Raw genomic sequence first — 22,167 nt, 5'->3', positions numbered from 1 at the left:
GGGATTGTAGCTTAATTGAGGATAGGATTTGGGGTTGCGGTGTCGGGCAGAGAATAAAGAATGTGCGCGCACCGCCGCCCCTGTGGGAGCGGGTTCACCCGCGAAGAATCCAACACGGTGTATGGCACCGGCTGCGCCGGTGTTCGCGGCTAAAGCCGCTCCCACAGAGGATAGCGTGACGCCTGCAGCAACGAACTAATAGGTCAGATCAGGGATTCGGTGACGCCTTCAAGCGCGTCCCAGGCAGCCCGCACCGGGGCAAAGGAACGCCGATGAATGGGCGTTGGCCCCAAGCGTGCCAGCGCCTCGAGGTGCACCGGGGTCGGGTAGCCCTTGTGTCCGCCAATGCCATAACCCGGGTAGATCAGCTCGAATGCGCTCATCTCCCGGTCACGGGTCACCTTGGCCAGGATCGACGCCGCCGCGATTGCCGGCACCTGGCTATCACCCTTGACCACCGGCGACGCCGGTACGGCCAGTTTCGGGCAGCGGTTACCGTCGATCAGGGCCAGCTTCGGTGTAATGTGCAAGCCTTCCACGGCGCGCTGCATGGCCAGCATGGTCGCATGCAGGATGTTCAGTCGGTCGATTTCCTCGACCTCGGCGCGGGCGATGCAGAAGCTCAGGGCCTTTTCGCAGATCTCGTCGAACAGCGCTTCACGCCTGGCTTCGGTGAGTTTCTTCGAATCGTTCAGGCCGAGGATCGGGCGCGCCGGGTCGAGGATCACCGCGGCGGTCACCACCGCGCCGCACAGCGGGCCACGGCCCACTTCGTCGACGCCGGCGACCAGGTCCTCGACCAGGTTGAAGTCCAGTCCAATTTGCATGTCAGCGGTCCTTGAGCAAGGCCAGTATCGCCTCGGCCGCCTGGTTGGAGGCGTCACGGCGCAAGGTGCGGTGAATTTCGTCGAAACGCTCGGTCTGCTGCCTGCCATCGGCTACCAGCGGCGCCAAGGTATTGGCCAAGGCTTCGCTAGTGGCCTCGTCCTGCAGCAGCTCGGGTACCAGCACGCGCTGGGCCAGCAGGTTCGGCAATGACACGTAGGGGCTCTTGACCAAGCGCTTGAGGATCCAGTAGGTCAGCGGCGCCAGGCGATAAGCCACAACCATCGGCCGCTTGTACAGCAACGCTTCGAGGGTGGCGGTACCCGAGGCGATCAGCACCGCGTCACAGGCCGCCAGGGCCTGGTGCGACTGGCCATCGAGCAGGGTCAGCGGCAAGTCGCGGCCTTCGAGCATCTGCTCGATCTGGGCGCGCCGCGCGGCATTGGCACAAGGCAGTACGAAATGCACACCCGGGACCTGCTGGCGGAGCCGTTCGGCAGCATCCAGGAACAGGGCCCCCAGGCGCCCGACTTCGCCGCCCCGGCTGCCTGGCATCAACGCAACTACCGGCCCTTCGCCCAGGCCCAGCGCGACACGTGCCGCCGGGCGGTCGGCTTCGAGCGGGATGGTATCGGCCAACGGGTGACCGACAAAACGCACAGGCACGCCCTGCTCTTCATAGAAGCGCGCCTCGAATGGCAACAGCGTCAGCATCAGGTCGCAGCCTTCGCGAATCTTCAGCACCCGCTTCTGCCGCCAGGCCCAGACCGACGGGCTGACGTAGTGCACGGTCTTGATCCCGGCCTGACGCAGTTTCAGTTCGATGTTGAGGGTGAAGTCGGGGGCATCGATGCCGATGAACACATCGGGCTGTTCGCCGATCAGGGTCTCGATCAGCAGCTTGCGGCGCTTGAGCAATTCGCGAAGGCGCCCCAGCACTTCGACCAGGCCCATGACGGCCAGGCGCTCCATGGGGAAATAGGATTGCAGGCCTTCGGCTTCCATCAGCGGGCCGCCAACGCCGATGAACCGTACGTCGGGGTGGCGTGCCTTGATGGCACGCATCAAACCTGAACCGAGAATGTCGCCGCTGGCCTCACCTGCGACCAAGGCTACGCAAAGCCGGGCCATGTCAGCGGGTGATGCCGCGGGCAGAATTCACGATCGACTGACGGAACAGATCGACCTCGGGGTGCTTGGCGGCCAGTTCGTCCAGCTCCTTGAGCGCGTCTTCGACGGTCAGGCCCTGGCGATAGACGATCTTGTAGCAACGACGCAGCACGTGGATCACCTCATCGCTGAAACCCCGGCGGCGCATGCCTTCGAAGTTCATGCTGCGGGCTTCGGCCGGGCTACCGAACACGGTGACGAAGGCCGGGACGTCCTTGCCGATCGCCGTGCCCATGCCGGAAAACGCGTGGGCACCGATATGGCAGTATTGGTGCACCAGGGTGTAGCCGGACAGGATCGCCCAGTCGCCCACATGCACATGGCCGGCCAGGGCGGTGTTGTTGACCAGGATGCAGTGGTTGCCGATGACGCTGTCGTGGCCGATGTGGGCATAGGCCATGATCAGGTTGTGATCGCCCACGGTGGTTTCCGCGCGGTCCTGGACGGTGCCGCGGTGGATGGTCACCCCTTCGCGGATCACATTGTGGTCACCGATCACCAGGCGAGTCGGTTCACCCTTGTACTTGAGGTCCGGGGTATCTTCGCCGATCGAGGAAAACTGAAAGATACGGTTGTGCCTGCCGATGCGGGTCGGCCCTTTGAGCACAACATGCGGGCCGATAACGGTGCCCTCCCCGATTTCCACATCGGGGCCAACGATCGACCAGGGGCCGACCTCGACACCATCGGCCAGCTTGGCCGACGGGTCGATAATGGCCCGAGGATCAATCGAATTCATAGGGAGCGTTCCGCACAGGTGATTTCTGCCGAGCAAACCGGCTTGCCGTCGACCAGGGCGCGGCATTCGAATTTCCAGATCATGCTCTTGCGGCTGAGGAACTTGGCTTCCAGCACCAGCTGGTCACCCGGCAGTACCGGCTGACGGAAACGCAGCTTGTCGGAGCCAACGAAGTAGTACAGGGTGCCATCGGCCGGCTTGGCGTCAAGCATCTTGAAACCGAGGATACCGGCGGCCTGGGCCATGGCTTCGATGATCAGAACGCCCGGCATGATCGGGTGCGCCGGGAAATGGCCGTTGAAGAACGGCTCGTTGATGCTGACATTCTTGTAGGCACGAATGCTCTGGGCCTCGTAGTCCAGATCCGTCACACGGTCCACCAGCAGGAACGGGTAACGGTGAGGCAGGTATTCGCGAATCTCGTTGATGTCCATCATTTCGGGGGGGAAGCCTGTAATAAGAATAGGGAGCGCAGGTGCTGACCACACGCTCCTTTTGCAGTCCAAAGAGGAGCCAGCTAGCGACTGTTCACTCTTGCTCAGGGAATGGTATCAGCCTTCTGATGTCGGCTGGCCACCTGAGGTCACGGTATCGACGCGTTTTTCCAGCTGCTGGAGACGCTTGGCCATGTCGTCCAGGTGGCGGATACGCGCGGCGCTCTTGCGCCATTCAGCCAGTGGCTGCATGGCAGTGCCGGAAGAGTAGGCACCCGGTTCGGTGATCGAACGGGTCACCATGGTCATCCCGGACACGAAAACGTTATCACAGACATCGATATGACCAACCATGCCGACACCGCCGGCGATGGTGCAATGCTTGCCGATGCGCGTGCTGCCGGAAATCCCGACACAGGCGGCCATGGCTGTGTGCTCACCGATCTGCACGTTGTGGGCGATCTGGATCTGGTTGTCGAGCTTGACCCCGTCAGCAATCCGCGTGTCCGACAGCGCACCGCGATCGACCGCGGTATTGACACCGATTTCAACGTCGTCGCCGATGGTCACGCCACCGATCTGGGCGATCTTGCGCCATACGCCCTTCTCGTTGGCAAAGCCGAAGCCCTCACCGCCGATCACCGCACCCGACTGGATGACCACACGCTTGCCGATGGTCACATCATGGTACAGCGTGACCCGAGGAGCCAGCCAGCCGCCCTCACCGATCACGCACCGGGCACCGACCACGCAGTGCGCACCTACGCTGACATTGGCCGCGATGCGCGCACCGCTTTCGATGACCGCAAACGGCCCGATGCTGGCACTGGCATCCACCTGCGCGTCCTCGGCTACCACGGCGCTGGGATGAATACCCGCCACAGCCTTGGGTTTGGGATCGAACAGATGGGAAATGCGCGCGTAGGCCAGGTAGGGATCGGCGACGATCAGTGCATTGCCGGCAAAGCCTTCGGCGTCCGCCGCCTTCAGCAGCACCGCGGCCGCCTGGCTGTTATCCAGGAATTTGCGGTACTGCGGGTTGGCGAGGAAACTCAACTGACCGGGGCCAGCCTCCTGCAAGGTGGCCAGCCCGGTAATCTGCAGCGCCTCGGGCCCCTTGAGGGTGGCGCCGAGGGCCTCGGCCAACTGGCCTAGCGTCATGGTCACGGTCATATCAACGGGCTTGGTTCATGCGCTCGATGACCTGGCGGGTGATGTCGTACTGAGGTTTGACATCGATAACCGCGCCACGCTCAAGGACCAGGTCGTAACCGCCCTTCTTGATCACTTCCTCTACAGCGCCATCCAGCTTCGGCTTCAGCTGCTTGAGCATGTCGCGGTCGGCAACCGCCTTGGCTTCGTTCAGTTCCTTGGACTGGAACTGGAAGTCACGGGCCTTCTGCTTGAACTCGAGCTCCAGGCGCTCACGCTCCTGCTGCTGCATCTTGTCGCCGCCCTTGATCAGACGGTCCTGAATGCCCTTGGCGCTGCTTTCCAGGCTTTTCAGCTTGGTCAGCTGCGGGCCGAACTTCTTCTCGGCATCTACCGCGTACTTCTTGGCGGCATCCGATTCCAGCAAGGCCATCTGATAGTTCAGGACGGCAACCTTCATTTCGGCGAAAGCCGGGGTGGCGACCAGCGCCGCGGCCACTACGGCCAGTTGGGTCAACTTACGCACGATGAACTCCTGGATAAACCGTTGTCATTAAGCGAGGGCCGACCTCAGAAGGTCTGGCCCAGAGAGAATTGGAACACCTGGGTGTCGGCATCGTCCGGCTTCTTGACCGGCATTGCCAGGCTGAAGCTCAGCGGGCCCAGTGCGGTGATCCAGGTCACGCCCAGGCCGACCGAACTGGCCATGCCCGAGAAACCGACCTTCTCGCAATCAGGCTGGTTGCCGCAATTGGTATCGAACACGTTACCCACGTCCCAGAACACGGAGGTGCGCAGCGAACGCTGGTCCTTGACGAACGGCAGCGGGAACAGCAGCTCGACACCGCCCTGTACCAGCACGTTGCCACCGAACGGCAGCGGATCCTGGTCCGGGTCGCGCAGAGTGCCTGGTCGAGTACCGTCGCTCGGGGTACTGCGTGGGCCCAGGCTGCTGTCCTTGAAGCCACGGACCGAGTTGAAGCCACCCGCGAAGTAGTTCTCGTAGAACGGCAGGCCCGAGGTGCCGCCGTAGCCATCACCATAGCCCAGCTCGGTGTGCAGGCGCAGGGTGTAGTTGCTGCTGATCGGCTTGAACAACTGGCCGCGGTAGTCGAGCTTGTAGAACGACAGGTCGCTGCCTGGAACAGTCGATTCCAGAGTCAGGCTCTGGGAGTGACCACGGGTCGCCAGCACACCCTTGTTCAGGGTCGATTCCGACCAGCCGATCGAGGCCTTGAAGTTCAGGAAGTTGTCGCCTTCCTCTTCGAGGAAATCGAAGATTTCGTCAACGGTGTACTTGCCGGTCTTGATCTTGTCCTGCTGTACGCTCAGGCCGTAGGTCAGGCGCGAGGTCTCGCTGATCGGGTAGCCCAGGCTGACACCGGCACCGTAGCTGTCCACTGCGTAGCTGGCCACGTCGACATCGAGGTCGTCGTAGTCGGTGCTGCGGTAGAAGGCGTTGTAGCCCAGGCTCACGCCATCGGCAGTGAAGTAGGGGTCAACGAAGCCGAAGTTGTAGCGGGTCTGGTATTCCGAACGGGTCAGGCCGATGGACACCTTGTTACCGGTACCGAGGAAGTTGCTCTGGCTGATCGAACCACCGAGGATCAGGCCGGCGCTCTGGGCGAAACCGACGCTGGCGGTGATCGAGCCGGAGGCCTGTTCTTCGACGCTGTAGTTGACGTCGACCTGGTCGTCGGTGCCCGGCACCGGCGGGGTCTCGACGTTGACTTCCTTGAAGAAGCCCAGGCGTTCCAGACGGGTCTTGGACTGGTCGATCAGGTAGGTCGAGGCCCAGCCGCCTTCCATCTGGCGCATTTCGCGACGCAACACTTCGTCTTCGGTCTTGGTGTTGCCGCGGTAGTTGATGCGGTTGACGTAGGCACGCTTGCCCGGGTCGACCACGAACATGATATCGACAGTGTGGTCTTCATCGTTCGGCTGCGGCACGCCGTTGACGTTGGCGAAGGTGTAGCCTTCGTTACCCAGACGACGGGTGATCAGATCGGACGTGCTGGTCATCACCTTGCGCGAGAACACCTGGCCCGGCTGCACCAGCAGCAGCGACTTGACCTGGTCTTCCGGCACCTTCAGGTCACCGGACAGCTTCACGTCGCGAACGGTGTACTTCTCGCCTTCGTTGATGTTGACGGTGATGTAGACGTGCTTCTTGTCCGGCGTGATGGACACCTGGGTGGAAGCGATATCCATATTGATGTAGCCGCGGTCCAGGTAGTAGGAACGCAGGCGCTCCAGGTCACCGGAGAGCTTTTCGCGGGCGTACTTGTCGTCGTTCTTGAAGAACGACAGCCAGTTGGTGGTCTTCAGCTCGAACAGCTGCGCCAGGGTCTCGTCGTCGAACACGTTGTTGCCAACGATGTTGATGTGCTGGATGGCGGCGACGGTGCCTTCGTTGATCTTGATCTTCAGCGCCACGCGGTTGCGCGGCTGCGGCACCACCTCGGCGTCGACCTCGGCCGAGTAGCGGCCCTGGGCCACGTACTGGCGCTGCAGCTCGTTACGCACACCTTCGAGGGTGGCACGCTGGAAGATCTCGCCTTCGGCGAGGCCCGATTGCTTCAGGCCCTTCATCAGGTCTTCGGTGCTGATGGCCTTGTTGCCTTCGATCTCGATGCTCGACACCGACGGGCGCTCGACCACGTTGATGATCAGGACATTGCCATCGCGGTTCAGCTGGATGTCCTGGAAGAAGCCGGTCTTGAACAGGGAACGGGTCGACTCCACCAGTCGGCGATCATCGGCCTGGTCGCCGACGTTCAGCGGCAAGGCACCGAAGACACTGCCGGCGGAAACCCGCTGCAGGCCGTTGACGCGGATATCGGAGATGGTGAAGGACTCGGCGTGAACTTCAGCGATCATCAGTGCGGACATGACCGCAGTTAGCAGCAGACGTTTCATGAAGTCCTTTTATTCCAACTGGCAATAAACAGCCCGCCGCGACAAGACGGCAGGTTTCGCAATTGAGCGAAGCTTTATAGTCGACCCAGATCGTTGATCAGGGCGAGCAACATCACCCCTATGACCAAACTGATACCGATCTGGACCCCCCAACCTTGCACCCGATCCGACAGCGGACGACCGCGCGCCCACTCGACCAGGTAAAACAGCAAATGCCCCCCATCCAGAACCGGGATGGGCAGCAGGTTAAGAACCCCCAGGCTTATGCTCAGGTAGGCCAGGAAATTCAGGAAATCCCCCACGCCGGACTGGGCTGAAGCGCCCGCCACTTTAGCAATGGTTATCGGTCCGCTCAAGTTTTTTACCGAGAGCTCCCCGAACAGCATTTTCTTCAGCGATTCAAGGGTCAGGACGCTCATGTTCCAGGTGCGTGACAAGCCCTCACCTACCGCATCCAGCGGGCCGTAGCTGACTTCGCGGAGCATGCTGGCAGGCCATTCGCCACCTTTTACTCCGGCCCCCAGATAGCCGCCGGCCGCCTTGCCCTCGCCCTTGCGCGCCAGGGTGACCGGGACGTCCAGCGCAGCACCATCGCGCTCGACACGCACCACAACCTTGGCTTGCGGGCGGGCCCGCACGGCATCGACCACCTGCTGCCATTCGCTCACTGCCACGCCATCGAGGGCCAGCAGCTTGTCACCGGTTTTCAGGCCCGCGGCGGCAGCCGGGCCCTTCGGATCGATCTCGGCCAACACCGGCACGATCGCCGGGCGCCAAGGCTGCAGCCCCAGGGACTGGATCGGGTCCGGCTCGTCAGCGCCCTTGAGCCAGCTGTCCAGTTTCACTTGCAGTTGGCGCTCGGCGCTGGCGCCTTCTTCACGCACGCCAACCTGCAAGGTGCCGCTTTCGCCCAGCCGGCGAACCAGCTGCAGGTTGACTGCAGACCAACCATTGGTCGGCTTGCCGTCGATGGAGACGATTTCCTGACCTGCGGTCAGGTCCGCCGATGCTGCCAGGCTGCCAGCCTCGACCGCACCGATCACCGGGCGGACCTGCTGGGTACCCAGCATCGCCAGCACCCAGAAGAACAGGATGGCCAGCAGGAAGTTGGCAACCGGGCCCGCCGCGACGATCGCGATGCGCTGGCGCACGGACTTGCGGTTGAACGATTGCTCGACAAGCGCCGGCGGCACCTCGCCTTCGCGCTCGTCGAGCATCTTGACGTAGCCACCCAGCGGGATCGCCGCAATCACGAACTCGGTGCCATGGCGGTCATGCCAGCGCAGCAGCGGCGTGCCGAAGCCCACCGAGAAGCGCAGCACCTTGACACCACAGCGGCGTGCCACCCAGAAGTGGCCGAACTCATGGAAAGTGACCAGCACGCCCAGGGCTACGAGGGTGCCGATAATCATGTAGAGCGCTGTCATATCCATCTCCGAATGATGTTCAGCGGGCTGGCATCATGCCCAGCCCCTCGTGAACCGTGGCGGGCCTGCATCAGCGACCGTGACGCCTCAGCCACTCACGGGAAAGCTCGCGGGCACGCTGGTCGGCGGCGAACACCGCGTCCAGCGACGGCAGCGGTACGACGGGCTCCTGATCGAGCACCTGTTCGATCATACCCGCGATCTCCGGAAAGCGGATACGCCGCTGGAGAAATGCCTCGACTGCAACCTCATTGGCCGCATTGAGCACGGCCGGTGCGCTGTTGCCGGCTTCGGCAGCCTGCCGCGCCAGGCGCAGGCAAGGGAAGCGCTGTTCGTCGGGCGCCTGGAAATCCAGACGGGCTATGGCGAACAGGTCCAGCGGGGCCACCCCGGAATCGATCCGCTCGGGCCAGGCCAGGGCGTTGGCGATGGGCGTGCGCATGTCCGGGTTACCCAGCTGCGCCAGCACCGAACCGTCCACATAGTCCACCAGGGAGTGGATCACGCTCTGTGGGTGCACCACCACCTCGACCTTGGCCGGTGCGGCATCGAACAGCCAGCAGGCCTCGATCAGTTCCAGGCCTTTGTTCATCATGCTGGCCGAATCCACGGAAATCTTGCGCCCCATGGACCAGTTGGGGTGTGCGCAGGCCTGCTCCGGGGTGACGTCCAGCAGCGCCTCGACAGGGGTCTCGCGGAACGGGCCACCGGAGGCGGTGAGCAGGATCCGGCGCACGCCGACGGCACTCAGGCCGCGCGCGTAGTCGCCAGGCATGCACTGGAAGATCGCGTTGTGCTCGCTGTCGATCGGCAGCAGCACGGCGCCACTGCGCCGCACCGCGTCCATGAACAGCGCGCCGGACATGACCAGCGCCTCCTTGTTGGCCAGCAACACTTTCTTGCCCGCCTCGACCGCCGCCAGGGTGGGGCGCAGGCCGGCGGCGCCGACAATGGCCGCCATCACCGCATCCACCTCTGGCGCAGAGGCCACCTGGCACAGCCCGGCCTCGCCTTCCAGCACTTCGGTGGCACAGCCTGCCGCAACCAGGCTTTCACGCAGCCGTATGGCCGCCTCGGCGCCCGGCACCACGGCGAACGCCGGGCGGTGGCGCACACACAGGGCCAGCAATTCGTCGATACGCGAATAGCCACTCAGGGCGAAAACCTGGTAGCGGTCGGGGTGGCGCGCGATGACATCCAGCGTGCTCAGGCCAATGGAGCCGGTGGCCCCCAGCACGGTAATCCGCTGCGGACGACTCACATCACACCCCATTCAGCCGCCCACAGCAGCACGGCGAAAATCGGGATCGCCGCGGTCAGGCTGTCGATGCGGTCGAGCACCCCACCGTGACCAGGCAACAGGTTGCTACTGTCCTTGATGCCGGTACGGCGCTTGAACATGCTTTCGGTCAGGTCACCGACCACCGAAGACATGACTACCAGTGCGGCACCCAGCAGACCCAGCAGGATCTGGCCGAAGCCCCAGTCGCGACTGATGCCGACCACCAGGGTAATTGCCAGGCTGACTGCCAGGCCGCCATAGACGCCTTCCCAGCTCTTGCCCGGACTGACCTGTGGCGCCAGCTTGCGCTTGCCGAAGGCACGGCCAGAGAAGTACGCGCCAATATCGGCAGCCCACACCAGCACCATGACCGACAGGATCAGCCAGTTACCCAGCGGCCAGTGCTTGAGCAGCACCAGACCCTGCCAGGCCGGCAGCAATACCAGCAGGCCGATCAGCAACCGGCAGGCGGCACTGGCCCACAGCTCACTGCTGCGCGGGTAGGTAAGCACCAGCCAGGTGGCCAACCCCCACCAGATCACCGCGGCCCCCAGCACCCAGGGCGCCAGCTCCGGAAGGATGTACAGCAGCATCAGCGCTCCGGCGACGACCACGGCATAGGCGATGCGCAGCGGCTGGGCCATCAGCCCGGCCAGGCGCGCCCACTCCCAGGCGCCGAGGGTCACCACGAAGCCGATGAACAGGGCGAAATCCCCACCGTTGAGCAGGAAAAAGCCACCCAGCGCGACCGGCAGCAGGATCAGCGCGGTAATGATGCGTTGTTTAAGCATTAAGCACGAGCTCCAGCCTCGACCTGCTCGCTGGTCTTACCGAAGCGGCGCTGGCGCGAAGCGAAATCGGCCAGGGCGTTGCGCATGGCCTCGTGTTTGAAGTCCGGCCAGTACAGGTCGGAGAAGTACAGCTCGGCGTAGGCCAGCTGCCACAACAGGAAGTTGCTGATGCGGTGCTCGCCACCGGTGCGGATACACAGGTCCGGCAGCGGCAGCTCGCCGGTTGCCAGGCAGGTCTGCAGCAAGCCCGGGGTGATGTCTTCCGGACGCAGGTGCCCGGCTTGCACTTCCCGCGCCAGCCGCTGGGCGGCCTGGGCGATGTCCCACTGGCCACCGTAGTTGGCCGCGATCTGCAGGATGAAGCGATTGTTGCCGGCGGTAAGCGCCTCGGCTTCGCGCATGGCGGCTTGCAGCTCCGGATGGAAACGCGAACGATCACCAATGATACGCAAGCTGATGTTGTTCTCGTTGAGGCGCTTGGCCTCACGGCGCAGGGCCGAGAAGAACAACTCCATCAGCGCACCCACCTCTTCGGCGGGGCGCTGCCAGTTCTCGCTGGAGAAGGCGAACAGGGTCAGCACCTCGACCCCGGACTCGGCACAGACTTCAATGACCGCGCGAACGGCGTCGACACCCGCCTTGTGCCCGGCAACGCCTGGCAGCAGGCGTTTTTTCGCCCAGCGGTTGTTGCCATCCATGATGATCGCGACATGACGCGGCACCGAGGACGGCGCCGCTGGCTTGGTCTTTTCCATTAAAAAACCCCGGCCTTAGACGGCCATCAGGTCCTTTTCCTTGGCTTTGAAGGCGGCATCGACCTCGGCAACGTACTTGTCGGTCAGTTTCTGGATCTCGTCAGCGGCACGACGCTCTTCGTCTTCGCTGATTTCCTTGTCCTTGGTCAGCTTCTTCAGCTCGGCCAGGGCATCACGGCGCACGTTGCGCACGGCGACCTTGGCATCCTCGGCAACGCCGCTGGCCTGCTTGGTGTAGCCCTTGCGGGTTTCCTCGGTCAGGGCCGGCATCGGCACACGGATAGTGGTACCGGCGCTGGACGGGTTCAGGCCCAGGTCGGAGGTAAGGATGGCCTTCTCGATGGCGGCGCTGAGATTCTTGTCGTGGGCGACGATCTTCAGGGTACGGGCATCTTCGACGGTGATCGCGGCCACCTGGTTCAGCGGCATCTCGCTACCCCAGGCCGGGACCTTGACGCTGTCCAGGATGCTTGGGTGGGCGCGACCGGTGCGGATTGCCGCCAGGTTGCGAGCCAGGGCCTCGAGGGACTTGGTCATGCGCTCCTGCGCGTCTTTCTTGATGTCGTTGATCATGCTTGGCCTTCCTCGATCAGAGTACCTTCAGCGCCACCCACCACGATGTTCAGCAGGGCGCCAGGCTTGTTCATGTTGAATACCCGCAATGGCATCTTGTGGTCACGGCACAGGCAGATTGCGGTCAGGTCCATCACGCCCAGCTTGCGATCCAGGACCTCGTCGTAGGTCAGGTGATCGAACTTCTCGGCATGCGGGTCCTTGAATGGATCGGCAGTGTACACACCATCGACCTTGGTCGCCTTCAGCACCACGTCGGCATCGATTTCGATGGCGCGCAGGCAGGCTGCGGAGTCGGTGGTGAAGAACGGGTTGCCGGTACCGGCGGAGAAAATTACCACATCCCCGGAGTTGAGGTGGCGAATAGCTTTGCGACGATCGTAATGATCGGTGACACCGACCATGGAAATGGCCGACATGACCAGGGCCGGGATGTTCGAGCGCTCCAGCGCGTCGCGCATGGCCAGGCCGTTCATCACGGTAGCCAGCATGCCCATGTGGTCACCGGTGACACGGTCCATGCCGGCTGCGCTCAGCGCGGCGCCGCGGAACAGGTTGCCGCCACCGATCACCAGGCCGACCTGGACACCGATCCCTACCAGCTGGCCAACTTCAAGGGCCATGCGATCCAGCACTTTCGGGTCGATCCCGAAGTCTTCCGAGCCCATCAGGGCCTCGCCGCTAAGTTTGAGCAAAATGCGTTTATAGCGAGGTTGGCGACCACTCACCTGCTGAGCCATTGCGAGTCTCTCCTGCGGCGTACTTTTAGAAAATTCGTGCGGGCTGTTTACAGCCTGCTAACTGTAGCGTGACACCGCTTCGGTGCCAGCGGCGGGGCCTTATAAACCCTTCGCCGTTTTGACAAAGAGGCTGCGCGCGTGAGCGGGCAGCCTCTTTGGGGCGACAGACGGGGCTGTCTTACTGCTTGGCAGCAGCGACCTGAGCGGCAACTTCAGCAGCGAAGTCGTCGACTGGCTTCTCGATGCCTTCGCCTACTTTGAAGTAGGTGAAGGAAACGATTTCAGCGCCGGCTTTCTTGGCCAGCTCGCCAACTTTGACTTCCGGATTCATGACGAAAGCCTGCTCGACCAGCGAGGCTTCGGCCAGGAACTTCGAGATACGACCTTTGATCATGTTCTCGACGATGTTTTCCGGCTTGCCGGCGATCTTGTCAGCGTTCAGCTGCAGGAAGACGCCCTTCTCGCGCTCGATGGCTTCGGCGGAAACTTCCGACGGCAGCAGGAACTCAGGGTTCGAAGCTGCAACGTGCATGGCGATGTTCTTGGCCAGATCGACGTCGCCGCCTTTCAGGACAACGGCAGCGCCGATCTTGTTGCCGTGCAGGTAGGCACCGACAACGTCACCTTCAACGCGCACCAGGCGGCGGATGTTGACGTTCTCGCCACACTTGGCAACCAGGGCTTCACGAGCAGCTTCACGCGAGGCGATCAGCGGAGCAGCGTCGGTCAGCTTCTGGGCGAAGGCTTCTTCGATGCTGTCGGCAACGAAGTTCTTGAAGTCGTCTTGCAGGGCCAGGAAGTCGGTCTGCGAGTTCACTTCCAGCAGGACGGCGGATTTACCGTCGGTCTTGACGGCGATAGCGCCTTCAGCAGCGACATTGCCAGCCTTTTTGGCGGCCTTGATGGCGCCCGAGGCACGCATGTCGTCAATGGCTTTTTCGATGTCGCCGCCGGCCTTTTCCAGGGCCTTCTTGCAATCCATCATGCCTTCGCCGGTACGCTCGCGCAGTTCTTTTACCAGCGCTGCAGTAATTGCTGCCATTTCAAAATCCTCTTGGAAAGTTTTTCAACCATTCCACCCGTTCGTCACGGGCGTTCAATTCTGCAAATCCGCTGTGTTTATCTCAGCGGGCCCATGATGCGGGGCCGATGCTGACAGCAGGATTTCAAGGTGGCAAAAAGGGGGCAGAGCCCCCTTTTTGCGTGCCAAGTCGACGCTAGCGTCTAATTACTCGGCAGCAGGTGCAGCCGCTTCTTCAGCGTAAACTTCGGTGCCGCCGGCAACGTTGTTGCGGCCGCGGATGACAGCGTCAGCCATCGAAGTCATGTACAGCTCGATAGCGCGGATGGCGTCATCGTTACCCGGGATGATGTAGTCAACACCTTCAGGGCTGCTGTTGGTATCGACAACGCCGATAACCGGGATGCCCAGCTTGTTGGCTTCGGTGATCGCGATGCGCTCGTGATCAACGTCGATCACGAACAGAGCGTCTGGCAGACCGCCCATGTCCTTGATACCACCCAGGCTGCGATCCAGTTTTTCCAGGTCGCGGGAGCGCATCAGGGCTTCTTTCTTGGTCAGCTTGGCGAAAGTGCCGTCTTCGGCCTGGGTTTCCAGGTCGCGCAGACGCTTGATCGAAGCGCGGATGGTCTTGTAGTTGGTCAGCATGCCGCCCAACCAACGGTGGTCAACGTACGGCGAACCGCAACGAGCAGCTTGCTCGGCGACGATCTTGCCGGCGGAACGCTTGGTGCCGACGAACAGGATCTTGTTCTTGCCCTGGGCCAGGCGCTCTACGAACGACAGAGCGTCGTTGAACATCGGCAGGGTTTTTTCCAGGTTGACGATGTGGATCTTGTTACGCGCGCCGAAAATGTACTTGCCCATTTTCGGGTTCCAGTAACGGGTCTGGTGGCCGAAGTGCACACCGGCCTTCAGCATATCGCGCATGTTGACTTGGGACATGATAGTTCCTTGATAAGTCGGGTTGGGCCTCCACGTATCCCAATGACCAACCCGCGAATTCTGCAACTCGGGGCACCCAGGTCATCGTGTCGACACGTGTGTGGGTTAAGTGCTGACGGGGTCGTCCCCGAAAGCGGCGCATTTTATACCACAGACCGCGGCCAAACGGAACCCGGATACTGTTGCGTCCGTCAGCGGTTTTTGCAGCACCCCGGCTTTCGCGCCAGAATGCCAGCTATAGACAGCAGCATGAGCGTCTTTATCCCGACCGATCGGCGCCCTGCTCTGCTAGAATCCGGCCTTTCCCGTTTGTTCGCGTCGCATGCGGCGCTGTAGAGAGCCTGTAATGACCGTCACCATCAAGACCGCAGAAGACATCGAGAAGATGCGCATCGCTGGCCGCCTGGCCGCCGAAGTGCTGGAAATGATCGAAGAACACGTCAAGCCCGGTGTCACCACCGAAGAGCTGGACCGTCTGTGCCACGACTACATCGTCAACGTCCAGCAGGCCATTCCGGCGCCACTCAACTACAAGGGCTACCCGAAGTCGATCTGCACCTCGATCAACCATGTGGTCTGCCACGGCATCCCCAACGACAAGCCGCTCAAGGACGGTGACACGCTGAACATCGACGTGACCGTGATCAAGGACGGCTACCACGGCGACACCAGCCGCATGTTCCACGTCGGCACCGTGCCGGTATGGGCCGAGCGCCTGTCCAAGGTCACCCAGGAATGCATGTACAAGGCCATCGAACTGGTCAAGCCGGGCTGCCGCCTGGGCGACATCGGCGAAGTGATCCAGAAGCACGCTGAAAAGAACGGTTTCTCGGTGGTACGCGAGTTCTGCGGCCACGGCATCGGCAAGGTGTTCCACGAAGAGCCGCAAATCCTGCATTACGGCCGGGCTGGCACCGGCATGGAACTGAAGGAAGGCATGACCTTCACCATCGAGCCGATGATCAACCAGGGCAAGGCCGACACCAAGGTGCTGGGCGACGGCTGGACCGCCATCACCAAGGATCGCAAGCTCTCGGCGCAGTGGGAACACACCCTGGTGGTCACCGCGACCGGCTACGAGATCTTCACCCTGCGCAAGGACGACACCATCCCGCGCACCTCTGCCTGACCGCACTTCGACAGGCCACCCCCACGACAGGAACGTGACGCGATGCCCCAGGTGGATCCCGAGCTGTTCGACCGCGGCCAGTTCCAGGCGGAACTGGCCCTCAAGGCGAGCCCCATCGCTGCCTTCAAGAAAGCCATCCGCCAGGCCGGCGAGGTGCTCGACAAGCGTTTCCGCAGTGGCAGCGAAATCCGCCCGCTGATCGAGGCCCGCGCCTGGCTCGTCGACAATATCCTGCAACAGGCCTGGAACCAGTTCGACTGGGGCGACCAGAGCGGCATTGCCCTGGTTGCGGTGGGCGGTTACGGGCGCGGTGAGCTGCACCCGCATTCGGACATCGACCTGCTGATCTTGCTGGGTGCCGCCGAACACGAGCAGTACCGCGATGCCATCGAGCGGTTTCTTACCCTGCTGTGGGACATCGGCCTGGAAGTTGGCCAGAGCGTGCGCACCGTCGACGAGTGCGCCGAGCAGGCCCGCGCCGACCTGACGGTTATCACCAACCTGATGGAAAGCCGCACCATTGCCGGCCCCGAGGCCCTGCGCCAGCGGATGCTGGAGGTGACCAGTACTGCACACATGTGGCCGAGCAAGGATTTCTTCCTGGCCAAGCGAGCCGAACTCAAGGCCCGCCACCACAAGTACAACGACACCGAGTACAACCTCGAACCCAATGTGAAAGGTTCACCCGGCGGCCTGCGCGATATCCAGACAGTGCTATGGGTCGCCCGCCGCCAGTACGGCACGCTCAACCTGCACGCGCTGGCAGGCGAAGGTTTCCTGCTGGAAAGCGAAAACGAGCTGCTGGCCTCGTCACAGGACTTCCTGTGGAAGGTGCGCTACGCCTTGCACATGCTCGCCGGGCGCGCCGAGGACCGCCTGCTGTTCGACCACCAGCGCAGCATCGCCGCGCTGCTGGGCTACCGCGACGACAACCCCAAGCGGGCGATCGAGCAGTTCATGCAGCAGTACTACCGTGTGGTGATGAGCATCAGCCAGCTGTGCGACCTGATCATCCAGCACTTCGAGGAGGTCATCCTCGCCGATGACGACAGTGGCACCACCCAGCCTCTGAATGCGCGCTTCCGCCTGCATGACGGCTATATAGAAGCTACCCGGCCGAACGTGTTCAAGCGCACGCCGTTCGCCATGCTGGAAATCTTCGTGCTGATGGCCCAGCATCCGGAAATCAAGGGCGTACGCGCCGATACCGTGCGGCTACTGCGCGAGCACCGCCACCTGATCGACGACACCTTCCGCACCGATATCCGCAATACCAGCCTGTTCATCGAACTGTTCAAGTGCGAAATCGGTATCCACCGCAACCTGCGGCGGATGAACCGCTACGGCATCCTGGGCCGCTACCTGCCGGAGTTCGGCCTGATCGTCGGTCAGATGCAGCACGACCTGTTCCACATCTATACGGTCGATGCGCACACCCTCAACCTCATCAAGCACCTGCGCAAGCTGCAATACACGCCGGTGTCCGAGAAATTTCCACTGGCCAGCAAGCTCATGGGCCGCCTGCCCAAGCCCGAGCTGATCTACCTGGCCGGCCTGTACCACGACATCGGCAAGGGCCGCCAGGGCGACCATTCCGAGCTGGGCGCAGTGGATGCGCAGAAGTTCTGCGAACGCCACCAGTTGCCGGCCTGGGACAGCCGGTTGATCGTCTGGCTGGTGCAGAACCACCTGGTGATGTCGACCACCGCCCAGCGCAAGGACCTGTCCGACCCGCAGGTGATCAACGATTTCGCCCTGCACGTGGGCGACGAGACACGCCTGGACTACCTGTACGTGCTGACCGTGGCCGATATCAACGCCACCAACCCCAGCCTGTGGAACTCGTGGCGGGCCAGCCTGCTGCGCCAGCTGTACACCGAGACCAAGCGCGCCCTGCGCCGTGGCCTGGAAAACCCTCTGGACCGCGAAGAGCAGATTCGCCAGACCCAATCGGCGGCGCTGGATATCCTGGTGCGCGAAGGCACCGACCCGGACGACGTCGAGCAGCTGTGGTCACAGCTGGGCGATGACTACTTCCTCAAGCACACCGCTGCCGACGTGGCCTGGCACAGTGACGCGATACTCCAGCAGCCGGCCGATGGCGGGCCGCTGGTGCTGATCAAGGAAACCACCCAGCGCGAGTTCGAGGGCGGCACGCAGATCTTCATCTACGCCCCCGACCAGCACGACTTCTTCGCCGTGACGGTGGCGGCCATGTCGCAGCTGAACCTGAACATTCATGACGCGCGGATCATCACCTCGAGCAGCCAGTTCACCCTCGATACCTACATCGTGCTGGACAACGACGGCGGCTCGATCGGCGACAACCCGCAGCGGGTCAAGCAGATTCGCGACGGCCTGACCGAAGCGCTGCGCAACCCCGAGGACTACCCGACCATCATCCAGCGCCGGGTACCGCGCCAACTCAAGCACTTCGACTTCCCGCCGCAAGTGACCATCCTCAACGATGCCCAGCGACCGGTGACCATCCTCGAGATCACTGCGCCCGACCGCCCAGGCCTGCTGGCCCGGCTGGGGCGGATCTTCCTGGAATTCGACCTGTCGCTGCAGAACGCCAAGATCGCCACCCTTGGCGAGCGGGTGGAAGACGTTTTCTTCATCACCGATGCCGACAACCAGCCGCTGTCCGACCCACAGCTGTGCAGCCGCCTGCAGGAGGCCATCGTCCAGCAGCTGCAGGCCGGCCAGGCCAGCGATGCCAGCCCTACCCGCGTAACCTTTTGACGACTAGACGATTGACGAGACCTTGCGCCGATGAACCATGCCTTGACCCAGCTTCAGCCCTATCCGTTCGAGAAGCTCCGCGCCCTGCTGGGCAGCGTGAAGCCTGCGGCAGACAAACGCGCCATCGCCCTTTCGATCGGTGAGCCGAAGCACGAATCGCCGGCGTTCGTCGCCCAGGCCATGGCCGACAACCTCGACAAGCTGGCGGTGTACCCGAGCACCATCGGCCTGCCGGCCCTGCGCCAGGCCATCGGCCAGTGGTGCGAGCGGCGCTTTGGAGTACCGGCCGGCTGGCTGGACGCCGACCGCCACATCCTGCCGGTCAACGGCACCCGTGAGGCGCTGTTCGCCTTCACCCAGGCCGTGGTCAACCGCGCCGATGACGGCCTGGTGGTCAGCCCCAACCCGTTCTACCAGATCTACGAAGGGGCAGCGCTGCTGGCCGGTGCCACCCCGCACTACCTGCCGTGCCTGGAAAGCAACGGCTTCAACCCCGACTTCGACGCCGTGCCGGCTGAAGTGTGGAAGCGTTGCCAGATCCTGTTCCTGTGCTCACCGGGCAACCCCACCGGCGCACTGGTGCCGATGGACACGCTGAAGAAGCTGATTGCCCTGGCCGACGAGCACGACTTCGTGATTGCCGCCGACGAATGCTACAGCGAACTGTACTTCGACGAGGATGCCCCGCCGCCGGGCCTGCTGACGGCCTGTGCGGAACTGGGCCGCAGCGACTTCAAGCGCTGCGTGGTTTTCCATAGCCTGTCCAAGCGCTCCAACCTGCCAGGCCTGCGCTCGGGCTTCGTCGCCGGTGATGCCGAGATCATCAAGCCGTTCCTGCTGTACCGTACCTACCACGGCTGCGCCATGCCGGTGCAAACCCAGCTGGCCAGCATTGCTGCCTGGCAGGACGAGGCACATGTGCGCGAGAACCGCGACCAGTACCGCGCCAAGTACGATGCCGTGCTGGATATCCTGCAGCCGGTACTGGACGTGCAGCGCCCGGATGGCAGCTTCTACCTGTGGGCCAAGGTACCCGGCAGCGATGCCGAGTTCACCCGCGACCTGTTCGAGGCCCAGCATGTGACGGTGGTACCGGGGTCGTACCTGTCGCGTGAAGTGGATGGCCTGAACCCGGGCGCCGGCCGCGTGCGCATGGCGCTGGTTGCACCGCTGGCCGAGTGCATCGAGGCGGCGGAGCGGATTCGCGCATTCCTGCAAACCCGCTGATCGCCCGATTCGCGGGCTTGCCCGCCCCCACAGATACAGCGCAAGCCGAGAAAGCGGCGCAGTACCTGTGGGAGCGGGCAAGCCCGCGAAGGGCTGCAGAGCAGCCCCTGGGACCTACTTGACTGAACCCAGGTTCGCCTCACTCATATCCAGCTCCCCCAGCACCTGCCGCACCACTTCATCACCCACCAGATGCTGGCGATGCAGGTTATACAGTTCCAGCCGCTGCGCCCGCAGCGCCCGCAAGCGCAAACGCCGCTCCAGCAAGTCCATCTGCTCGGCCAGGGCCTTGGCCTCGGCACTGTCGTTATAGCTATCCAGTTCATCCCGATACTCAGCCATCAGCCGCGCCTTCAGCTCGGTCGCCAAGGTTGCCTGCGCGGCGTCCTGCGGCGCATTGCTGTCGATCACTTCCTCCGCCTCCAGCGCATGGATCGCCGCCTCGGCCGTGCGTCGCCACGCTTCCTGCACCTCCTGATGCAACCGCTCGTCCGGGCTTTTGGTAATACCGCGCAGCAAGATCGGCAGCGCGATGCAGGCGCTGATCAACGACAGCAGGATCACCCCGGCCGCAATGAAGATCAGCAAGTCACGCTCCGGAAAGGCCTTGCCTGCTCCGATCAGCAACGGGATCGACATCACGCCGGCCAGGGTGACCGCACCGCGCACGCCCCCCAGGGTCAGCAACCAGCAGGAACGCGCCGTCGGCATCAGCACCAGCGCGGGCTTGCCGCGCCAGCGGCGTACCACACCGATCGAGCGCCAGATGCTCTGCACCCAGATGAACCGCAACAAGATCAGCGCGGCAAAGATCGCCACTACATCCAGGCAGCGGTAGGCCAGGGTCGGCCACACAGTCGCTTCGTGGCTGACCACCGCCTTGATGATGTCTGGCAGCTGCAGGCCCAGCAGCAGGAAGATCAGGCCGTTGAAAGCGAACTCCAGCAGCGACCACACGCTGCGGTTGAGCAGGCGCGTGCTGGTCTGCCGTGGCAGCAGGTCGAGCCAGCTCTGCATCATGCCGGCCGCCACCGCCGAAAGGATGCCCGACACGCCCAGGCGCTCGGCCAGCACGTAGGCGGCAAACGGTAGCAGCAACATGAATACCACGTGGGTAGCCGGGTCGTCCCAGCCGCGGGCGATCATCCAGGCCCGCAGGCGGCCGATCAGCCAGCTCAGGGCCACGCCCACGGCCAGGCCGCCCAGGGCGACCAGCACGAAGCTGAAGCTGGCGTCGGTCAGCGAGAATACCCCGGTGATCGCCGCTGCCAGGGCGAACTTGAAGGTCACCAGGCCCGAGGCATCGTTCATCAGGGCCTCGCCCTGGAGCATGTGCATCAGCGGGGTGGGCAGGCGGTCCTGGGTAATGGCCGAAACCGCCACGGCGTCGGTCGGCGACAACACGGCAGCCAGGGCGAAGGCCACCGGCAGCGGGATGCTCGGCAGCAGCCAGTGAATGAAGTAACCGGCTCCGACCACGGTAAACAGCACCAGGCCCACGGCCAGCGCTACCACCGGCCCACGAATGCGCCACAACTCGCGCTTGGGAATGCGCCAGCCGTCGGCGAACAGCAACGGCGGCAGGAACAGGAACAGGAACAACTCGGGGTCCAGGGCCACATGCAGGCCCAGTGTCGGCCATGCGAGCAAGGCGCCGGCGGCGATCTGCACCAGCGGCAAGGGCAGCGGAATCATGCGGCCGACCAGCTTCGACACGCTGACCAGGGTCAGCAGGATGAGGACGGTGTAGGCGGACTGCATCCGGTAAGGCTTCCTTTGTGAACCAGAAACGACAACAGGGCGAAACATCGCCATTGAAACAATATGTTAGCGGTGATGGGCGATTCGGGGCCGCTGCACGATAGTCGCAGGTGGCGGATGAATATGTAACATGTTGATACCCAGCACGTGACTGACGTTGGCGAGCATCTTGCGCTAGCCAGGCTTGAACTGCTGGGATCCCGTCGTATAATCAACCTTAACGAATAACGTTAAGCATTCAGCCTCATGATTCGAAGCTTTAGCTGTGCCGACACGGAAGCACTTTTTACTCATGGAAAGACACGGCGTTGGTCAGATATCAAGTCAGTTGCGGAACGCAAACTGGCCATGCTCGATGCCGCAACAGAGCTGCGAGACCTTCGGTCGCCACCTGGCAACCGTCTCGAGGCATTGAGCGGCAACCGAGCAGGCCAGCACAGTATCCGTGTCAATGACCAATGGCGCCTGTGCTTTATCTGGACCGACAACGGGCCGATTAACGTTGAAATTGTCGATTACCACTGAGGTGCAT

General features: G+C 62.9%; 20 protein-coding genes. 4 read left to right on the top strand and 16 right to left on the bottom strand.

All coding sequences use genetic code 11. From position 1 onward, the window contains the following. Positions 1-203 precede the first annotated feature (203 nt). The 15 genes from rnhB to rpsB all read right to left on the bottom strand — a co-directional run bounded on the left by rnhB (position 204) and on the right by rpsB (position 14,773). On the bottom strand, positions 204-827 hold the full coding sequence (rnhB, locus tag CAF70_RS19955) for a ribonuclease HII (protein WP_085626440.1): 624 nt from the start codon (positions 825-827) through the stop codon (positions 204-206). 1 nt (position 828) lies between these two features. Continuing rightward, positions 829-1,956 carry a lipid-A-disaccharide synthase gene (gene lpxB / locus CAF70_RS19950; RefSeq protein ID WP_085626439.1) on the bottom strand — a complete coding sequence of 376 codons (1,128 nt, stop codon included), beginning with the start codon at positions 1,954-1,956 and terminating at the stop codon, positions 829-831. Position 1,957: 1 nt separating this feature from the next. After that, entirely contained in the window at positions 1,958-2,734 is a 777-nt protein-coding gene (lpxA, locus tag CAF70_RS19945) for an acyl-ACP--UDP-N-acetylglucosamine O-acyltransferase (RefSeq protein WP_085626438.1), read from the bottom strand. Beyond that, the gene (fabZ, locus tag CAF70_RS19940; protein WP_028634990.1) at positions 2,731-3,171 is read right to left on the bottom strand and encodes a 3-hydroxyacyl-ACP dehydratase FabZ; all 441 of its coding nucleotides are present in this window, start codon (positions 3,169-3,171) and stop codon (positions 2,731-2,733) included. The genes lpxA and fabZ overlap by 4 nt, the downstream gene beginning before the upstream one ends. Before the next feature lie 114 nt (positions 3,172-3,285). Next, complete coding sequence (gene lpxD, locus CAF70_RS19935) at positions 3,286-4,341, bottom strand: UDP-3-O-(3-hydroxymyristoyl)glucosamine N-acyltransferase (protein WP_085626437.1); 1,056 nt, start codon at positions 4,339-4,341, stop codon at positions 3,286-3,288. Between the two features lies 1 nt (position 4,342). Further along, positions 4,343-4,846 carry an OmpH family outer membrane protein gene (locus tag CAF70_RS19930; RefSeq protein WP_015269197.1) on the bottom strand — a complete coding sequence of 168 codons (504 nt, stop codon included), beginning with the start codon at positions 4,844-4,846 and terminating at the stop codon, positions 4,343-4,345. A gap of 44 nt (positions 4,847-4,890) precedes the next feature. Beyond that, positions 4,891-7,239, bottom strand: a complete 2,349-nt coding sequence (bamA, locus tag CAF70_RS19925; protein WP_085626436.1) for an outer membrane protein assembly factor BamA — start codon at positions 7,237-7,239, stop codon at positions 4,891-4,893. Positions 7,240-7,313: 74 nt separating this feature from the next. Continuing rightward, positions 7,314-8,666, bottom strand: a complete 1,353-nt coding sequence (rseP, locus tag CAF70_RS19920) for an RIP metalloprotease RseP (protein ID WP_085626435.1) — start codon at positions 8,664-8,666, stop codon at positions 7,314-7,316. A gap of 70 nt (positions 8,667-8,736) precedes the next feature. Beyond that, entirely contained in the window at positions 8,737-9,927 is a 1,191-nt protein-coding gene (gene ispC / locus CAF70_RS19915) for a 1-deoxy-D-xylulose-5-phosphate reductoisomerase (RefSeq protein WP_085626434.1), read from the bottom strand. Then, a complete protein-coding gene (locus CAF70_RS19910; protein WP_085626433.1) occupies positions 9,924-10,739 on the bottom strand; it encodes a phosphatidate cytidylyltransferase in 816 nt (271 codons plus the stop codon). Before CAF70_RS19910 ends, ispC begins: the two co-directional genes overlap by 4 nt. After that, entirely contained in the window at positions 10,739-11,494 is a 756-nt protein-coding gene (gene uppS / locus CAF70_RS19905; protein WP_015269194.1) for a polyprenyl diphosphate synthase, read from the bottom strand. Before uppS ends, CAF70_RS19910 begins: the two co-directional genes overlap by 1 nt. Positions 11,495-11,509: 15 nt before the next feature. Next, positions 11,510-12,067, bottom strand: a complete 558-nt coding sequence (frr, locus tag CAF70_RS19900) for a ribosome recycling factor (RefSeq protein WP_085626432.1) — start codon at positions 12,065-12,067, stop codon at positions 11,510-11,512. Next, positions 12,064-12,807: a UMP kinase gene (gene pyrH, locus CAF70_RS19895; protein ID WP_003252294.1), complete on the bottom strand. Its 744-nt coding sequence runs from the start codon at positions 12,805-12,807 to the stop codon at positions 12,064-12,066. Before pyrH ends, frr begins: the two co-directional genes overlap by 4 nt. A 178-nt stretch (positions 12,808-12,985) precedes the next feature. Continuing rightward, positions 12,986-13,849, bottom strand: a complete 864-nt coding sequence (gene tsf / locus CAF70_RS19890) for a translation elongation factor Ts (RefSeq protein ID WP_013971250.1) — start codon at positions 13,847-13,849, stop codon at positions 12,986-12,988. Between the two features lie 186 nt (positions 13,850-14,035). After that, positions 14,036-14,773 (bottom strand): 30S ribosomal protein S2, encoded by a 738-nt coding sequence (gene rpsB, locus CAF70_RS19885; protein WP_003252287.1) that lies wholly within the window; start codon positions 14,771-14,773, stop codon positions 14,036-14,038. Positions 14,774-15,119: 346 nt separating this feature from the next. Here rpsB and map point away from each other — a divergent pair, with 346 nt between their 5' ends. From map to dapC, 3 genes are read left to right on the top strand one after another with little or no spacing between them, the layout of a single operon-like run. After that, entirely contained in the window at positions 15,120-15,902 is a 783-nt protein-coding gene (map, locus tag CAF70_RS19880) for a type I methionyl aminopeptidase (protein ID WP_004375406.1), read from the top strand. A gap of 42 nt (positions 15,903-15,944) precedes the next feature. Then, positions 15,945-18,647 carry a [protein-PII] uridylyltransferase gene (locus CAF70_RS19875; RefSeq protein ID WP_085626431.1) on the top strand — a complete coding sequence of 901 codons (2,703 nt, stop codon included), beginning with the start codon at positions 15,945-15,947 and terminating at the stop codon, positions 18,645-18,647. Between the two features lie 30 nt (positions 18,648-18,677). After that, on the top strand, positions 18,678-19,874 hold the full coding sequence (dapC, locus tag CAF70_RS19870; RefSeq protein WP_085626430.1) for a succinyldiaminopimelate transaminase: 1,197 nt from the start codon (positions 18,678-18,680) through the stop codon (positions 19,872-19,874). A 114-nt stretch (positions 19,875-19,988) separates the two neighbouring features. On the opposite strand, the gene CAF70_RS19865 is transcribed toward dapC, so the two are convergent. Continuing rightward, a complete protein-coding gene (locus CAF70_RS19865) occupies positions 19,989-21,635 on the bottom strand; it encodes a Na+/H+ antiporter (protein WP_085626429.1) in 1,647 nt (548 codons plus the stop codon). A 246-nt stretch (positions 21,636-21,881) separates the two neighbouring features. Between CAF70_RS19865 and CAF70_RS19860 the strand changes: the two genes are divergently transcribed. Then, positions 21,882-22,160 carry a type II toxin-antitoxin system RelE/ParE family toxin gene (locus CAF70_RS19860; RefSeq protein WP_082810539.1) on the top strand — a complete coding sequence of 93 codons (279 nt, stop codon included), beginning with the start codon at positions 21,882-21,884 and terminating at the stop codon, positions 22,158-22,160. Positions 22,161-22,167: the final 7 nt, after the last annotated feature.

The sequence above is a fragment of the Pseudomonas sp. B19(2017) genome (genome assembly GCF_002113165.1).
Classification (GTDB): Bacteria; Pseudomonadota; Gammaproteobacteria; order Pseudomonadales; family Pseudomonadaceae; genus Aquipseudomonas.
Note: the sequence above shows the minus strand (reverse complement) of the source record. Positions and strands in the feature narration are given on the sequence as shown.

Bases quoted from the DNA above. Each gene is read 5' to 3' on its own strand.
- CAF70_RS19910 (WP_085626433.1), bottom strand. From the start codon at position 10,739: ATGCTTAAACAACGCATCATTACCGCGCTGATCCTGCTGCCGGTCGCG.
- pyrH (WP_003252294.1), bottom strand. From the start codon at position 12,807: ATGGCTCAGCAGGTGAGTGGTCGCCAACCTCGCTATAAACGCATTTTG.
- lpxA (WP_085626438.1), bottom strand. From the start codon at position 2,734: ATGAATTCGATTGATCCTCGGGCCATTATCGACCCGTCGGCCAAGCTG.
- bamA (WP_085626436.1), bottom strand. From the start codon at position 7,239: ATGAAACGTCTGCTGCTAACTGCGGTCATGTCCGCACTGATGATCGCT.
- CAF70_RS19860 (WP_082810539.1), top strand. From the start codon at position 21,882: ATGATTCGAAGCTTTAGCTGTGCCGACACGGAAGCACTTTTTACTCAT.
- lpxD (WP_085626437.1), bottom strand. From the start codon at position 4,341: ATGACCGTGACCATGACGCTAGGCCAGTTGGCCGAGGCCCTCGGCGCC.
- map (WP_004375406.1), top strand. From the start codon at position 15,120: ATGACCGTCACCATCAAGACCGCAGAAGACATCGAGAAGATGCGCATC.
- lpxB (WP_085626439.1), bottom strand. From the start codon at position 1,956: ATGGCCCGGCTTTGCGTAGCCTTGGTCGCAGGTGAGGCCAGCGGCGAC.
- rpsB (WP_003252287.1), bottom strand. From the start codon at position 14,773: ATGTCCCAAGTCAACATGCGCGATATGCTGAAGGCCGGTGTGCACTTC.
- frr (WP_085626432.1), bottom strand. From the start codon at position 12,067: ATGATCAACGACATCAAGAAAGACGCGCAGGAGCGCATGACCAAGTCC.
- fabZ (WP_028634990.1), bottom strand. From the start codon at position 3,171: ATGATGGACATCAACGAGATTCGCGAATACCTGCCTCACCGTTACCCG.
- uppS (WP_015269194.1), bottom strand. From the start codon at position 11,494: ATGGAAAAGACCAAGCCAGCGGCGCCGTCCTCGGTGCCGCGTCATGTC.
- rseP (WP_085626435.1), bottom strand. From the start codon at position 8,666: ATGACAGCGCTCTACATGATTATCGGCACCCTCGTAGCCCTGGGCGTG.
- tsf (WP_013971250.1), bottom strand. From the start codon at position 13,849: ATGGCAGCAATTACTGCAGCGCTGGTAAAAGAACTGCGCGAGCGTACC.
- CAF70_RS19865 (WP_085626429.1), bottom strand. From the start codon at position 21,635: ATGCAGTCCGCCTACACCGTCCTCATCCTGCTGACCCTGGTCAGCGTG.
- dapC (WP_085626430.1), top strand. From the start codon at position 18,678: ATGAACCATGCCTTGACCCAGCTTCAGCCCTATCCGTTCGAGAAGCTC.
- CAF70_RS19875 (WP_085626431.1), top strand. From the start codon at position 15,945: ATGCCCCAGGTGGATCCCGAGCTGTTCGACCGCGGCCAGTTCCAGGCG.
- rnhB (WP_085626440.1), bottom strand. From the start codon at position 827: ATGCAAATTGGACTGGACTTCAACCTGGTCGAGGACCTGGTCGCCGGC.